Annotated in this window: 14 protein-coding genes and 1 pseudogene; all 15 read left to right on the top strand. The window is 57.6% G+C overall.

The features are described 5' to 3' along the window. Positions 1–12: 12 nt before the first annotated feature. Positions 13–183, top strand: a pseudogene (locus ACUCCZ_RS05180) (PTS transporter subunit EIIB); the annotation flags it as partial. 300 nt (positions 184–483) lie between these two features. Beyond that, positions 484–1410: an N-acetylglucosamine kinase gene (locus ACUCCZ_RS05175; protein ID WP_435917007.1), complete on the top strand. Its 927-nt coding sequence runs from the start codon at positions 484–486 to the stop codon at positions 1408–1410. Between the two features lie 14 nt (positions 1411–1424). After that, positions 1425–2441: a Tat (twin-arginine translocation) pathway signal sequence gene (locus ACUCCZ_RS05170; protein WP_435916556.1), complete on the top strand. Its 1017-nt coding sequence runs from the start codon at positions 1425–1427 to the stop codon at positions 2439–2441. Beyond that, positions 2438–3868, top strand: coding sequence for a glycoside hydrolase family 1 protein (locus tag ACUCCZ_RS05165; RefSeq protein ID WP_435916555.1), 1431 nt, complete (start codon positions 2438–2440; stop codon positions 3866–3868). The genes ACUCCZ_RS05170 and ACUCCZ_RS05165 overlap by 4 nt, the downstream gene beginning before the upstream one ends. Before the next feature lie 61 nt (positions 3869–3929). Then, positions 3930–4208, top strand: coding sequence for a PTS sugar transporter subunit IIB (locus ACUCCZ_RS05160; protein WP_462981559.1), 279 nt, complete (start codon positions 3930–3932; stop codon positions 4206–4208). After that, positions 4205–5482, top strand: a complete 1278-nt coding sequence (locus ACUCCZ_RS05155) for a PTS sugar transporter subunit IIC (RefSeq protein WP_435916553.1) — start codon at positions 4205–4207, stop codon at positions 5480–5482. The genes ACUCCZ_RS05160 and ACUCCZ_RS05155 overlap by 4 nt, the downstream gene beginning before the upstream one ends. Before the next feature lie 49 nt (positions 5483–5531). Beyond that, positions 5532–5861 (top strand): PTS lactose/cellobiose transporter subunit IIA, encoded by a 330-nt coding sequence (locus ACUCCZ_RS05150; RefSeq protein WP_435917006.1) that lies wholly within the window; start codon positions 5532–5534, stop codon positions 5859–5861. Between the two features lie 205 nt (positions 5862–6066). Continuing rightward, the gene (locus tag ACUCCZ_RS05145; protein WP_435916552.1) at positions 6067–6339 is read left to right on the top strand and encodes a hypothetical protein; all 273 of its coding nucleotides are present in this window, start codon (positions 6067–6069) and stop codon (positions 6337–6339) included. A gap of 104 nt (positions 6340–6443) precedes the next feature. Beyond that, on the top strand, positions 6444–10016 hold the full coding sequence (gene dnaE, locus ACUCCZ_RS05140; RefSeq protein WP_435916551.1) for a DNA polymerase III subunit alpha: 3573 nt from the start codon (positions 6444–6446) through the stop codon (positions 10014–10016). Continuing rightward, positions 10013–10567: a hypothetical protein gene (locus ACUCCZ_RS05135; RefSeq protein WP_435916550.1), complete on the top strand. Its 555-nt coding sequence runs from the start codon at positions 10013–10015 to the stop codon at positions 10565–10567. Before dnaE ends, ACUCCZ_RS05135 begins: the two co-directional genes overlap by 4 nt. Before the next feature lie 4 nt (positions 10568–10571). Beyond that, entirely contained in the window at positions 10572–11891 is a 1320-nt protein-coding gene (hisD, locus tag ACUCCZ_RS05130; RefSeq protein ID WP_435916549.1) for a histidinol dehydrogenase, read from the top strand. 32 nt (positions 11892–11923) lie between these two features. Then, on the top strand, positions 11924–13051 hold the full coding sequence (locus ACUCCZ_RS05125; RefSeq protein ID WP_435917005.1) for a histidinol-phosphate transaminase: 1128 nt from the start codon (positions 11924–11926) through the stop codon (positions 13049–13051). Then, positions 13051–13671, top strand: coding sequence for an imidazoleglycerol-phosphate dehydratase HisB (gene hisB / locus ACUCCZ_RS05120; protein WP_435916548.1), 621 nt, complete (start codon positions 13051–13053; stop codon positions 13669–13671). The genes ACUCCZ_RS05125 and hisB overlap by 1 nt, the downstream gene beginning before the upstream one ends. Continuing rightward, positions 13664–14284 carry an imidazole glycerol phosphate synthase subunit HisH gene (hisH, locus tag ACUCCZ_RS05115; protein ID WP_435916547.1) on the top strand — a complete coding sequence of 207 codons (621 nt, stop codon included), beginning with the start codon at positions 13664–13666 and terminating at the stop codon, positions 14282–14284. Before hisB ends, hisH begins: the two co-directional genes overlap by 8 nt. Positions 14285–14297: 13 nt before the next feature. Next, complete coding sequence (gene priA, locus ACUCCZ_RS05110) at positions 14298–15065, top strand: bifunctional 1-(5-phosphoribosyl)-5-((5-phosphoribosylamino)methylideneamino)imidazole-4-carboxamide isomerase/phosphoribosylanthranilate isomerase PriA (RefSeq protein WP_435916546.1); 768 nt, start codon at positions 14298–14300, stop codon at positions 15063–15065. Positions 15066–15206: the final 141 nt, after the last annotated feature.

Genomic DNA, 15206 nt, shown 5'->3' with positions numbered 1-15206 from the left:
CAGGAGAACGTCATGGATTACAAAGAATGCGCGCAGAGAGTACTTGACCTGGTTGGTGGTCCTGGCAACGTCGAGTCGTTCACCATTTGCATGACCCGGTTGCGGCTCAACCTCGTCTCCCCACACGCTGCCGACGTTGAGGCCATCATGGGCCTCGACGGGGTGTTCAGTGAGGCTAGGGGATCGTTCCGGACTTTGCGTGAACAAGTGACTGTTGCACGACATCAACACGCTGGAAGCGTGGCTCTTCAGTGCTCTGAGTACTTGATTTCCGCGGGGTAGGTCGCGTTATTCAAAATTACCAGAATATCGCCCCATGTGGTTTTGTGGATTCTAAAAAAGAGTCACAGTTGGATATCTTTGAGATAAGCGGAATTGTAGATAGAAATCAGTGTTGAGAACAGAATAAAAATCAATCTTATATATTGACATATGTTTAATGTTTAATGCGGAACTATGACAGGCGCGAAAAAGAGTCTTGATATGAATTTCTTGGGTGTCGATATTGGTGGAACGAGTGTGAGATCCCTCGTCACCGACGCAGATGGAACAATACTGGGATATCAACGTGCTGCTCGTATCAGCCGACCGACGTTGTCGCAGGCTCTCAACGACTGCTTGACGGCCCTGTTAACCGAGTCTGCGGTCGGACGTGTGGAAGCAGCTGTCGTTGGGGCGGCTGGCGCAGGTCCGGCTGGTAACCGCCATGTTCGGGACAGTGTTGAGGAAGCGTTCCGCACTGCCGGTCTACGCGTCGTCCCTCGTGTGGCGACCGACATAGAAATCGCATATTGGTCAGCCGCAACATCGGGTGATGGTTCCATTCTTGCGGCAGGCACCGGAGCGATAGCCGGTCGTTTCTCGGAGTGGCACTGGGTTGATCGCCGAGACGGTGCCGGATGGTTGCTTGGCGACCATGGTTCCGGTTACTGGATCGGGAGAAAAGCCTTGAGAGCTGCCGCTGCAGACCTCGACGGACGAGGTCCTCACACCACCATTACTAGTGAAGTTGTCAACGCTCTTGGCTTGCCTGCCGGATGTAGTTTGCAGGACCTCATTGCTGAGACTAAAGAGCTCCGGCCGTCCGACGTGGCAGGTTTTGCGCCCATTGTTTTGTCTGCGAGCGACGACGAGACCGCGTCGTTCATCGTCGCTTCTGCAGCATCCGAACTAAGAGCAACTGTGAAAACCCTGAGCGCTAACCGTGTAATCCTGGCAGGAGGCTTGTTCGCCCCGAGAATTGACCACAACGGTGTGCGTCCCAACCCGTTACGGAGCATGGTTGAACAATCGTTGGGCGGGTGTATGTACGCAAGTCATCCGGTAGTTGGGGCATGTTGGGAGGCAGGACGATCGAAAGGATTGGACCTCCCCAAACATGAAATTACGTCCCAATTAGAAATGCAGTAGGAGTTAAGGAAGGGATGACGATGAACGCTAGCGGTCCTATTATGGGAAGAAGGCTGATTCTGGGCACGTGTGTAGCGTCGGTGGCGGCGGCCATGAGTCCGGAGTTCACGTTGGAATCGAAAGCAGCGTGTAGAAAACCAACAACAATGTGGAAAGAATCCATGGAAGGCGCATTGAAGTGTTTTCCCGTGGGTGGTGGATATCACACAGGAAGAAATATTCCTCCAGGTTTCCAGCAAACCACTTGGGCGGGAATGGACCGCGCCGTTAACGTTTCGGAATCTGGGGTTGAGGTGAATCCACAGCTCGCAACGCCGTCGTTCTGTTCTTCGGCGGTCTATCTTCTGCTACTGAAGAGTATTGAAATGTACGAAAATGCCTGTGATCACGTTCTCCCACAGAAACAGTGGGAGTACCTGAAGCCTTACACCGTCGAGAATCGAGCGTACCCGATTCAAGCCGATGGAGTTGGTGCGTGGGGCCGAGCCAACGCGAATGGACCGGGCGTCGCTGAACTTGTTCGTGAATTGGGAATCGGAACCAACATGTACATCGGTACAGCAGATGAGTACAGAAACTCGTGCCACCGAAATTTTCCGTTCGACACTATTCACAAATTCGATTTCATGAAGATCTTCTGGAATGATGAGATAGGAAAAGATGAGTCTGGTCACATGGTGGTTGTTCTAGGAAAGTCTTGTGAGCGTGACCAGGATGGCAATACTATGAGCATCCTGCACTACTGGTCTTCCAATGGTTCACACACCGATATCAATGCAGGGTATGGAATTAAATCTGTTTCGGTGGATAAAATTCATCGGGCCGTCGTAACACGAATCGATCGGCCTTGGAAACTGTGGCACACCGAGGTGATGATGCCCGATGATGTGTGCGCACCCCTAGCTGAGATTGCTAAGGATCGGAGCATGACACCGGAAGAGATGAAACGGCTGGTGGATGCCAATAGCTTCTGGTTGATAAGGGGCCGGAGATCGTCGCATGATGCTGATGCGGATAGGAGCATGAGATGAACCGTATTCTGTGGGGTGGCGCTACTGCTGCTAGTCAGTATGAAGGTGGGCTCTGTGATGGGAAGGGGCTCGATACCCAAGACTGTCGTCGATGGATACCGCGGACGGCGAACGATACGGTGCAGACGCGTCTTCTCACTCAGGATGATGTCGAGAATGCAAAAGAAGCCCGTGCAGATGACGCCGTATACCCCTTTCGTGTCGGCTCGAGAGGCTACGAGCACTGGAAGTCTGATTTGCGCCAGATCATAGATCTTGGCTTAGACATATATCGACTATCAATTAGCTGGGCTCGTTTGTTCCCAACTGGGTTTGAAGATGAACCTAATCCAGTTGGTGTGGCATATTATGATCGTGTCATTCGTTGTCTTACTGATGCTGGTATCCGGATTTTTATTACGATTAATCATTATGCGCTCCCTCTTGCGATAGTCGACAAATACGGAGGATGGAAACATCGCGACGTCATCGACCTCTATCTAAAAATGGCGAAATATGTCGTTGATAGATGGGGTAGCGAGGTGGATTACTGGCTCCCTATTAATGAGATTAATGCCGGATATTTCAGCCCATTTAATGGACTGGGAATAATTGGCAATGATGATCATGCGTATGACTACAATTCTGTATTCAATGGTCTTCATTATCAAATGGTAGCGAGTGCACTAATAACAGAATATGGTCGCGATATAGGCGTGCCGGGAAAATTTGTCTGTATGGTGAGCTGCTTCGACTACTATGCTCTGCATCCCACCCCTGAAGACAACATGAAACTAGTTCATGACGAGCAGATCAATCAGTGGTGGTGTGCTGATGTGCTAGCAAATGGCGAATACGGGTATTACGCAGGTAGGTTTTTGTCTGAACATAATGTCGAACTGGACATTACTGAAGACGACCGCGACGCGATGAAATTGAATACATGTGATGTCGTGTCTTTTTCTTATTATTCATCTTCAATCTGCAGTGTGGATGAAAAGCGGGAACAAGTTCCGGGGAACTTGGTAGCTTCACTCAAAAATCCTAACCTTGAAGCCACTGCCTGGGGATGGCAGATAGACCCAATTGGGCTAAGGATTGCCGCCCATAAGGTGTACGACCGATATCGAAAGCCTGTGATGGTCGCCGAGAATGGGTTAGGCGCACGCGACAAAGTAAGTCCTGATAACCGAATTCATGATGATTACAGAATTTCATATCTCGAACACCATATGAACCAAGTTGAGTTGGCTGTACGGGAAGGCGTGGATGTCGAAGCATATTTTGTGTGGGGAATTATCGATATCGTGAGCGCTGGAAGCTGTGAAATGGAGAAACGATACGGCGTTATTTATGTTGATGCTGACAATGAAGGCCATGGTAGTTATAACAGGTTGCGGAAGGATAGCTACTACTGGCTTCATGATTTCATCGCAACCAGAAAGTAATTAAACCTACAATCAAGGAGTATCGGTTATGTCAAATGTGTTGCTGATTTGTTCTGGTGGCATGTCGAGTGCGATTGTGTTAAAGAATCTAGAAAAAGAATTTAACAAGATAGGTGAAAGCGTTCATGCCAAGGCTGTTGGATCTGGACAGGCGCAGGAAGAAATATCGACAGGAAATTGGGATTTGATTTTAGTCGCTCCCCAAGTAAGAAATAGAATGAAGGTTTTTCGAGAGTACGCCGAACAGTGCGGAACTCCGATTTGTTCGATACCTCCGGTCGCCTATGGTCCGCTCGGAGGTTCGGAGCTAATTAAGACCGTCAAGGAACATTTAAGGTGATCGCAATGGAGAAGTTCTTTGACTTCTTGGACAGGCGTGTCGCTGGACCGATGTCCATGGTTTCTGAGCAGCGGCATATTCGAGCTATTCGCGACGGTGTTATTTCTGCTATACCGTTCATTATTGCGGGAAGTTTTGTCCTTATCATAGCTGCTCCGCCTGTGCCAGAAACTACCGGACTCGCTATTTGGGCGAAAGCGCATATCGACCAAATTCTAGTTCCATACCGCATGACCTTTGGGCTAATGTCGTTATATGTATGCTTCGGTGTCGGTTCAAGCCTCGCTCGGAGTTACGATCTTGATGGACTTGCTGGTGGTCAGTTGGGTGTTGCCGCATTTTTGCTAAGCCTGACTCCGAAAGCAATTGGTGATGGAGTCTTCTTGGATCTCGAGAGTCTGGGATCGCAAGGATTATTTCCGGCGATGATCTTGGCTCTATTAGCTGTTGAGGTGATGCGAGTATGCTACAAGCATAATTTAACCATTAGGATGTCTGAACAGGTGCCTGAATCAGTAAGCAAGTCTTTCGGGGCAGTAGTACCGGCTTTTACCATAATGGTTGTCATGGCACTGGTATCTGTCGTCCTAGGTATCGATATTATTGACATCGTACGGGTCGGGTTGGCTCCTCTGGTTACAGCAGGTGATTCGTTGCCTGGTGTATTAGTGCCGGCGTTTTTGGTAGTGTTTCTGTGGTTTTTTGGTATTAGCGGTGATTCGGTAGTCGGATCAGTTGCCCGGCCGATTTGGTTGCAGTACCTCAGCGATAATGCGAGCGCAGTTGCCGTGGGCTCTCCCGCTCCACACATCGCACCGGAGACCTTTTTTCAGTGGTTTGTGTCGATAGGCGGTTCCGGCGCGACAATAGGGCTAGTGATTGCTGGGTTTTTAGTTGGGAAGGCGAAATATACAAAATCTATAACACGAGCAGTAGCGGTTCCTGCTCTGTTTAATATTAGCGAACCGATCATGTTTGGACTTCCGGTTATGATGAATCCCTTTTTCATCATTCCGTTTCTTCTGGCCCCTTTGATTCTTTGTCTGGTGTCATGGTGTGCATTTAGTTGGGGGTTGGTGAGCTATATGGCAGTGCAGCCTCCATGGACGCTTCCTGCTCCGATAGGCGCTTTTTTGGCAACCGGTGGCGACTGGCGAAGTATTGTGCTTTGCCTGTTGAACATTTTGATTGCTACTGTGATTTATTATCCATTCATGAGGATGTATGACAGGAGTCAACTGAAGAAAGAAGAGCTCGAAGAGCCTAACGAATAATTTGTCCTGTTGCTAGGAGATTGTGATGCGTCAAGACGAAGAATTTGAAATGGAGGATATTGAAGCCTCTATTTTTGAAATAATTACTAATGCTGGTTCGGCTCGGTCGTTGCTGTATGACGCTCTTGATAAGGCTCACGCCGGAGAATTTTCGGAGAGTGAAAAATGTATGATCGACGCAGAAAAATACTTGAAGACTGCTCATGATGTTCAGACTGAACTCATCACTCGAGATCTGAATGGGTCACTGCCGATGTCACTTCTTCTTGTTCATGCTCAGGATCAAATCATGACGACCATGACTGAACAGTCCCTTATTGAGCAAATGATTCGACTTATTCGGCTTGTGCAGATGGGGCAAAGAATTGTGAATTCCTGATTATCCAGGATCTGAACCTCGGCTTACTCAACGTCCGTACATGAGGTTAAGGGCTGCCTGCTGGGCTGACCAGCATTGCGGGCAGCCCTTGCCAGCGCTTGCAGAATAGAGGCTGATGCAGTTCGTACGCGGTGGCAAACAAGATGAGTGAACAACAGTTCGACGATGACATCCGTATGAAATCGCGAATTTTGCAGTCTGGGGCGTGAATCGTCGCAATTGCGGGCAGCATCATGAGAAGCGGGTACGGAAGCGTGAGTCTTTTCGTGACGCCCCCAACGCCGGGTGCCGCAGGGCCGGATCCCTCCAGATGGACACCATGGGAAAATATCGTGGTGAGGTCCACCTCATGGTGCATGACGACAGGCTTGACGGGGACTTCGTCAGGGTTGGTGAGATTGCTGGTCCGTACACGGATCTGGTGTCCCAGTTGGCCGGTGGGATGCAGGTTGACTTCGTCGTTCGCCGCCCGACGTGAGTGGTCGGGTCGCTCCGGTCGGTGGTGCGGACTAGTCTGTCCGAGTCAGCACCACCCAGGGCCGGAGTGACCTCCATTCCGGTCGGTTCGTGAAAGGACTGTCCGTGGCCCGATCCGACTTCGTCCACCTTCACACTCACACTGAGTACTCGATGCTGGATGGTGCTGCCAGCAACGAGAAGCTCTTTGCCGAGGTGGCTCGTCAGGGCATGCCGGCGGTCGCCATGACCGACCACGGAAACATGTTCGGTGCCTACGAATTCTTCCAGATCTCCAAGAAGTACGACGGAGATCAGAACCCGCTGGTCAAGCCGATCATCGGTATCGAGGCCTATGTTGCCCCGAGTACTCGCAAGTCCCGGGTGCAGGAATTCTGGGGAACCTCCCGCGACGCGGGCGATCCGGATGCGGAGGGCGGCAAGGATGTGTCCGGAGGTGGCCGCTACACCCACATGACGATGTGGGCCAAGGACCCGGAGGGGCTCCACAACCTGTTCCGGTTGTCCTCCCTGGCCTCCTACGAGGGCTACTACATGAAGCCCCGCATGGACCGCGAACTGATGTCCCAGTATCCCGGTGGCATCATTGCCTCCACCGGATGCCCGTCGGGCGAGGTGCAGACCCGACTGCGCCTGGGGCAGTTCGAGGAGGCCTGCCAAGCCGCGGGTGCCTACCAAGACATCTTCGGCAAGGAGAACTACTTCTGCGAGTTGATGGACCACGGCGTCCCCATCGAAAAGCAGGTGCGCTCTGACTTGCTGAAGCTGGCCAAGCGGCTGGACATTCCGTTGCTGGTCACCAATGACTCGCACTACGTCACCGAGGACCAGGCTGACGCTCACGACTCGCTGCTGTGCGTCGGTGTGGGTCGTAACAAGGACGATCCGAACCGCTTCCGCTTCAATGGGTCGGGCTATTACATCAAGTCCTCTGACGAGATGAGGGCGCTGTTCGCCGATCATCCTGAGGCCTGCGACAACACCCTGCTGTTGACGGAGATGATCGGGTCCTACAACGAGGTCTTCGAGTACGTCGATCGGATGCCGCAGTTCGACGTCCCTCAGGGGGAGACTCAGGAGTCCTGGCTGCGCAAGAAGCTGCAGGAGGGGATGGACGAGAAGTTCGGTCCGAACCCGCCCAAGGAGGTCCTCGACCGTCTCGAGACCGAGCTGTCGGTCATCGAGCCTCTGGGATTCTCCTCCTACTTCCTCGTCGTCTCCGACATCTGCAATGCGGCGCGCTCCATGGGTGTGCCCGTCGGGCCGGGGCGTGGATCGGCTGCCGGTTCCCTCGTTGCCTATCTGACGGGCATCATCGCCATCAACCCGCTGGAACACGGACTGCTGTTCGAGAGGTTCCTCAACCCGGAACGTGTCAACCCGCCCGACATCGATCTTGACTTCGACGATCGTCAGCGTGACAAGGTCATCGATTACGTCACTCACAAGTACGGCGCGGAGTACACCAGCCAGGTCAACACCTTCGGCAAGATCAAGGCCAAGGCTGCCGTCAAGGACGCCAACCGCATTCTCGGCTACCCCTTCGCCCTCGGAGACAAGATCACCAAGGCCATGCCTCCCGACGTCATGGGCAAGGGAGTTCCGCTGAGCAAGATCTTCGACCCCTCTCACGAGAGGCACGGCGAAGGTCAGGAGTTCCGCCAGCTGGTTGCCGACAATCCCGACGTCGCCAAGGTCGTCGAGACGGCGAAGGGCCTTGAGGGATTGATCCGCGGCACCGGTGTGCACGCCTGTGCCTTCATCCTGTCCAGCGCTCCGCTGCTCGACTTGGTGCCGATGCACAAGCGCGACAAGGATGGCATGATCATCGCCGGCTTCGCCTATCCCCAGCTCGAGGAGATGGGGCTCATGAAGATGGACTTCCTGGGCCTGCGAAATCTTGGCATCATGGATCACTGCATCAAGATCATCAAGGAGAACCGCGAGGTCGACGTCGATCTCAAGGAGCTTGCCCTTGATGACAAGAACACCTACGAGATGCTGGCCCGAGGTGACACCCTGGGCGTCTTCCAGCTCGATGGCACGGCCATGCGGTCTCTGCTGCGTCTCATGGGACCAACCTGTTTCGACGACATCGTCGCCGTGTTGGCCCTGTACCGACCGGGCCCGATGGGCGCCAACGCGCACATCTCGTATGCCCAGCGCAAGAACAACCGGGAACCGATCATCCCCATCCATCCCGAGCTCAAGGAGGACCTCGACGAGATCCTTGCTCCCACGTATCACCTCATCGTGTACCAGGAGCAGATCATGTCGATCGCCCGGAAACTCGCTGGCTACACCCTGGGTGGCGCTGACCTGCTGCGTCGTGCCATGGGTAAGAAGAAGAAGCACATCCTGGAGGAGAACTTCATCCCCTTCCAGGCTGGCATGCGTGAACATGGGTACTCCGACGACGCCATCCAGACCCTGTGGGACGTCATGGTTCCCTTCGCCGGATATGCCTTCAACAAGTCCCACGCGGCCGGTTATGGGCTGGTGTCCTACTGGACGGCCTATCTCAAGGCCAATTACCCGGCCGAGTACGGTGCCGCCCTGCTGACCAGTGTTGGTGACGACAAGGACAAGATGGCGATGTACCTGGCCGACATGCGGACCCAGCACATCAATATCCTGCCTCCCGACGTCAACGTCTCCTCGCTGGAGTTCACCGCCGTCGGCGAGGACATCAGGTTCGGACTGGGAGCTGTCCGCAATGTCGGTGCAAACGCTGTCGCAGAGATCATTCGAGCCCGCGAGGAGAACGGTCCGGCCCCCGATTTCTTCAGCTTCCTGGATCAGGTCAGCCTGACGGTGTGCAACAAGAGGCTCATCGAGTCTCTCATCAAGGCTGGCGCCTTCGACTCCATGGGCCATTCCCGACGCGGCCTGATGGCGGTCTACGAGCAGGCCGTCGACGCCGTCATCGACATCAAACGCAACCAGGCCAACGGGCAGGACGACCTTTTCGGCATGGGGGACGACTCCGAACCCACCCAGCTGGGTGTCGAGCGAGTCGTCCCGGAGGACGACTGGGACCGCAGCACCAAGCTCGCCTTCGAGCGCGAAATGCTGGGCCTGTACGTCTCCGATCACCCGCTGCGCGGTCTGGAAGCTGCTCTGGAGGCCGAATCGGACATTTCAGTGGCTGAGCTCGTCAACCCTGAAGGCCATCACGAGGGGCGCTACACCATCGCCGGTATGGTCACCCAGATCGTCCGACGTACCACCAAGAACGGTGACATCTGGGCCTCCATCACCCTGGAGGACCTTGACGCCTCCATCACCATTGCCTGTTTCCCGAAGGTGTACCAGCGGGTGGAGCCATTACTGGCCGTCGACACTATTCTCAAGGTGCGTGGATTCGTCAGGGAACGTGATGAGACCGTCGAGATGTCGGCAAATGACGTCTGGCTGCTGGACCTCACCGATGTCAGCAATGCTCCCATGACGATTGATCTTCGTCGCGGACGATGCACCAGTGGCATCATCGAGGGCCTGCGTGGAGTACTTCGTAACCACCCGGGTAGCTCCGAGGTGAGACTGCGACTCATTGACGGCAAGGTGACGACCACCTTCCAGCTTGCCGATGAACTCAAGGTCGCCCCTGGTCAGCCGCTGATGGCCGACCTCAAGGCCCTGCTCGGCCCCTCGTGCATCCCCAGGAGGCAGTCATGAACGAGACGACCCGCGCCCACGGCCTCGCGATACTGCGATCGAGCCTGCTCGTCGTGGGAATCGGCGTCGTCCTGGGCGGACTTGCTGCTCCGATATGGCACTCCATGGTGATTCTGCCGACCTACACGGTGGGATCCGACGGGGCGGCTTCGACGACGGAGGAGGGCCTCATCCAGGTCTTCTCGACCGACGCCGTCTACTGCTTCGTCGGCCTGATCGTCGGGCTGATCATCGGCGTCCTGAGCTGGGTCCTCATGCGCCGTCGCGGGGCCTGGGGAGTACTGGCCGCCGGAGTGTCGTCCTGTCTGTCGGCCCTGGCCTGCTGGTGGGTGGGTGTCCTCATCGGCCCGGACTCCTTCGCCGAGCGTATTGCCGCGGCCAACGCAGGAGAAATCATTCCGGTGGATTTCGCCCTCCACACCTGGGTGTCCGTGCTGGTCTGGTTGCTCGCAGCGATGGTCCCGACGCTGATCGCATCCCTGGTGACGGGCTGGCGTCGCTCTCCGCGGGGTGGACGCCGCGAGCCGGTGACCGAGGCTTCATTAGACTGACGGTGTGCTGAGAATCGTCGATCTGACCCATGAAACCACTGGCGACCTGCGTCGCGCCGTGCCGCGCGCTGACTTTGACGTCGATGCCGCGGTGGCGGCCGTCATCCCCGTCAGCGCTGCGGTCAGGGACCGTGGCGCCGAGGCTCTGCGCGAATACAGCGAGAAGTTCGACCATGTGGTTCCGGATCATTTGAGGGTTCCGGCGCAGGCCCTGTCCGAGGCTGCTGCCGATCTTGACGGCACCTTGCGTCAGGCCTTCACTGAGTCCATTCGTCGACGTCGTCAGGTCTGTCGGGAGGCTGAGGTGGAGACCTCGTCGGCACCGGTCGAGGTGGCTGCTGGCGCTCGTGTGAGCCAACGCATCGTCCCCGTCGGTCGAGTGGGTCTCTACGTCCCTGGCGGATTTGCCCCGCTGGCCTCCTCAGTCATCATGAACGTCGTCCCGGCCCAGGAAGCCGGCGTGTCCTCGATCGCGGTGGCATCCCCGCCACAGGCTGAGTTCGGTGGCCTGCCGCACCCCAACATCCTTGCTCTGTGCCACCTGCTCGGGGTTGATGAGGTCTATGCTGTCGGCGGCGCCCAGGCCATCGCCATGTTCGCCCACGGTGTCGATGGCCCCGATGAGGCCGATTCCTGTCCGCGGGTTGACATGGTCACCGGGCCGGGCAACATTTATGTGGTTGCTGCCAAGCGTTACCTGCGTGGCACTGTCGGCATCGACTCGGAGGCTGGCCCCACCGAGATCGCCATCCTGGCCGACCGGACCGCTGATCCACGTCACGTCGCTGCCGACCTCATGAGCCAGGCCGAACACGACCCGCTCGCCGCAGCTGTTCTCGTCACCGATTCCACCGAGCTGGTCGACGCCGTGGAGAAGGAACTGACCCCGATGGTCGAGGCCACCTTGCACTCCGAGCGGATCCGTACCTCACTGACCTCCACACAGTCTGCCGTCGTCATGGTGCGTGACATTCACCAAGGTCTTGAGGTCGTTGACGCCTATGCTGCAGAGCACTTAGAAATCCAGACGGCCGATGCCGCCGCGGTAGCAGCGCGAGTCCACAACGCCGGTGCCATCTTCGTCGGTCCTTGGTCCCCGGTGTCCCTGGGCGACTACTCGGCTGGATCCACCCACGTGCTGCCGACGGCGGGTGCTGCCTGCCACTCCTCGGGACTGTCGATGCGTTCCTTCATGCGAGCGGTCCACGTCATTGACTACACCGAGGACGCCCTGCTCGATCTCGCCGATTCCGTCGAGAAGTTCGCCGTGGCCGAGAACCTGCCCGGCCATGCCAATGCCATCACCGTGAGGAGGCCGCGATGACCCAGCGTCGACACACGACCCACCCCCGTCCGGTGGCCAAACCGCAGTCGAACTCCATTCAACTGGCTGATCTGCCGCTTCGTCCCGAACTGGTGGGGGAGAAGCCCTATGGTGCCCCGCAGCTCGACGTCCCGGTATGTCTCAACGTCAACGAGAACCCTTACCCGCCGTCGGAATCGGTGCGCAAGGACATGGCCAAGGCCATCTCCAATGCCGGCAAGGGGCTGAATCGCTACCCGGACCGAGAGGCCACGGCTTTGCGCGAGGACCTGGCCAGGTATATCGGATTCGGGGTCAGCGGCGATCAGATCTGGCCGGCCAATGGGTCCAACGAGGTCATGACTCACATCCTGCAGGCTTTCGGTGGCCCGGATCGTACTCTCCTGACCTTCACGCCGACCTACTCCATGTATCCCGAGTACGCCCGGAACACTCACACTGACTACGTCACCCGACCTCGCAATGCCTCCTACGGTCTGACGACTGACGACATCGTGAGTGCCATCGAGGAGGTCAAGCCGGACGTCGTCCTGCTGACCACGCCGAACAACCCGACGGGCACCACCATCCCAGTGGCGGTCATCGATGAGGTCTGTTCGGCCACCGACGCGATTGTCGTCGTGGATGAGGCCTACCAGGAATTCACCGATGCCCCGGAGGATTCGGCGATCGCCCTGCTTCCCAAGCACGGACGCCTCATCGTGGTGCGTACCCTCTCGAAGGCCTTTGCCTTGGCCGGGGGGCGTCTCGGATATGCCGTTGCTGCCCCTGCCGTGATTGACGCCCTACGGATCGTCCGGTTGCCCTACCACCTCTCGGAGGTGTCCCAGGCGGTGGCCCGGGTCGCTCTGGCCCATGCTCCCGAGATGCTCGCTCGGGTCGACGAACTACGTGAGACCCGTGCCAGCCTCGAGGACTGGCTGCGCGCGCACGGATTGGACGTCGTCTCGTCCCAGTCGAACTTCGTCCTGTTCGGGAGGTTTGCCGATCGTCACGCGGTCTTCCAGGACCTTCTCGATCACGGTGTTCTCGTCCGTGAGGTGGGCCCGACCGGGTACCTACGTGTCTGCGCCGGAACTCCTCGCGAGACCGAAGCCTTCCGGGCTGCACTGCTCGACATCCTTGTGACTGCTCGTCGACTCGATCCCGAGGAGGATTGATGACCCACCGCTGTGCTCACGTTCACCGCGAGACCTTGGAGTCCAACGTTGACGTCTCCATCGATCTGGATGGTAGCGGCGAGTCGACCATCTCCAGCGGGGTCGGTTTCTACGACCACATGCTCACGGCTTTCTCGAAGCACTCAGGCGTCGACATGACGATCACCACCACCGGTGACGTCGAGATCGACGGCCATCACAGCGTCGAGGACACCGCCATCGCGCTGGGACAGGCCTTGGCCCAGGCCCTCGGTGACAAGCGGGGGATCACTCGCTTCGGTGATGCCATGGTTCCCCTCGACGAGGCCCTTGCCCAGTGCGTCGTCGACGTCGCCGGTCGCCCGTGGGCGGAGTGCACCGGAGAGCCGGAGGGGCAGATCTACGCCCGTATCGGCGGTTCCGGCGTTGCCTACCAGGGATCCATGACCTATCACGTCGTGCAGTCACTGGCCTTCAATGCCGGCCTGTGCGTGCATCTGCGGCTGCTGGCCGGACGCGACCCCCACCACATCTGCGAGGCCCAGTACAAGGCTCTGGCCCGCGCTCTGAGGATCGCTGTGGCCCTGGATCCGCGCAATGCCGACTGTGTCCCCAGCACCAAGGGCGCTCTTGATGTCTGATCTGGTGCGGGTCGGCATCATCGATCACGGGTCGGGAAACCTGCACTCGGCCGAGCGTGCCTTGCGCAAGGCCGGTGCCACCGTCACGGTTTCCAGGGATCCGGGCATTCTGCTCGACAATGACGCCCTCGTCCTCCCGGGAGTGGGCGCGCTGGCGGCCTGCATGGCAGGCTTGCGCGCCATGGGTGGGGACCACCTGGTGCATCGTTGGGTTGACGAGGGACGGCCTCTGCTCGGGATCTGTGTGGGCCATCAGATGCTCTTCGAGCGTGGCAGCGAGCGCGGCGTTGACGTCGAGTGTCTCGGGGTACTGCCTGGTGCCGTCGAGGAGCTGCCTGTTGACCGGCTGCCACACATGGGGTGGAACACCGTGCAACCAGCCACCCGGACGGCCCTGTTCCAACATGTCGATGACGAGCGGTTCTACTTCGTCCACTCCTACGGGGTGCTCGTCCACGGGCCTGACGACCACTTCACCGCGGCGACCCACCAAGGTGCGACCTTCGTGGCCGCCGCTGAGGTTGGCCCGGTGACCTCGACCCAGTTCCATCCCGAGAAGTCCGGGACGGCAGGCTTGGCCCTGCTCGAACGCTGGCTCGATCGGGTGTGTTGATACCCTGACCCTCGTGACCGGAGAACTCACACTACTTCCAGCCGTTGATGTCCAGGGCGGACGCGCCGTCCAGCTGCAACAGGGGGTGGCCAGTTCCGAACGCGTGTTCGGCGATCCCCTGGAGGTGGCTCACAAGTGGCGAAGTCTGGGAGCCCAGTGGATTCACCTGGTCGACCTCGACGCCGCCTTCGGGCGTGGATCCAACACCGAGATCATCAGCAGTATCGTCGAGCAGATGGACATCAACGTCGAGGTGTCCGGCGGTATCCGAGATCAGAAGAGCCTCGAATCGGCTCTGTCAGCTGGCGCCACCCGCGTGAACATCGGTACCGCCGCTCTGGAGAATCCCGCCTGGTGCGACGAGGTCGTGGGCCGCTACGGCGAACAGGTTGCCATCGGTCTGGACGTCAAGGGGGACCGGCTCGCGGCGCGCGGCTGGACTCGCGAGGGTGGCAAGGTTCTCGATGTCCTGGCTCGTCTGGAGGAGGCCGGGTGCAAGCGCTACGTCATCACCGACGTGGCGAGCGACGGTATGTTGACTGGACCGAACTACGAGCTCCTGGGCCGAATCTGCGCGCGCACTCAAGGAACCGTCGTCGCGTCTGGAGGCATCGCCGCCCTTGAGGACCTGCGCCGCCTGCGCGGACTGGTCCCGATCGGGGTGGAGGGAGCCGTCGTGGGAACAGCTCTTTACGTGGGCAACTTCACCCTGCCGGAGGCCCTCGAGGTGTGCCGGGCACCGATTCCGGCAGATTCTTCCCCCGTTCCCGACGCTGGCTGACGGTCAGCCCATCGTCCGCTCTTTTCACCCCGAGTCGCTGTCGGGCGAGAAGTGTAGACTGTTTCACTGTGTGCGTGGGCTCGTCCTGCGCCGAATGCTTGGCCCCTCTGGGCCGACAACTGCGACATTCGAGGAAGGGAG

It is taken from the genome of Cutibacterium nasicola (assembly GCF_052654715.2).
Note: the sequence above shows the minus strand (reverse complement) of the source record. Positions and strands in the feature narration are given on the sequence as shown.

Excerpts from the sequence above, each read along its gene's own strand:
- ACUCCZ_RS05175 (WP_435917007.1), top strand. The coding sequence starts at position 484 with ATGAATTTCTTGGGTGTCGATATTGGTGGAACGAGTGTGAGATCCCTC.
- ACUCCZ_RS05170 (WP_435916556.1), top strand. The coding sequence starts at position 1,425 with ATGACGATGAACGCTAGCGGTCCTATTATGGGAAGAAGGCTGATTCTG.
- ACUCCZ_RS05165 (WP_435916555.1), top strand. The coding sequence starts at position 2,438 with ATGAACCGTATTCTGTGGGGTGGCGCTACTGCTGCTAGTCAGTATGAA.
- ACUCCZ_RS05160 (WP_462981559.1), top strand. The coding sequence starts at position 3,930 with ATGTCGAGTGCGATTGTGTTAAAGAATCTAGAAAAAGAATTTAACAAG.
- ACUCCZ_RS05150 (WP_435917006.1), top strand. The coding sequence starts at position 5,532 with ATGGAGGATATTGAAGCCTCTATTTTTGAAATAATTACTAATGCTGGT.
- ACUCCZ_RS05135 (WP_435916550.1), top strand. The coding sequence starts at position 10,013 with ATGAACGAGACGACCCGCGCCCACGGCCTCGCGATACTGCGATCGAGC.
- hisB (WP_435916548.1), top strand. The coding sequence starts at position 13,051 with ATGACCCACCGCTGTGCTCACGTTCACCGCGAGACCTTGGAGTCCAAC.
- hisH (WP_435916547.1), top strand. The coding sequence starts at position 13,664 with ATGTCTGATCTGGTGCGGGTCGGCATCATCGATCACGGGTCGGGAAAC.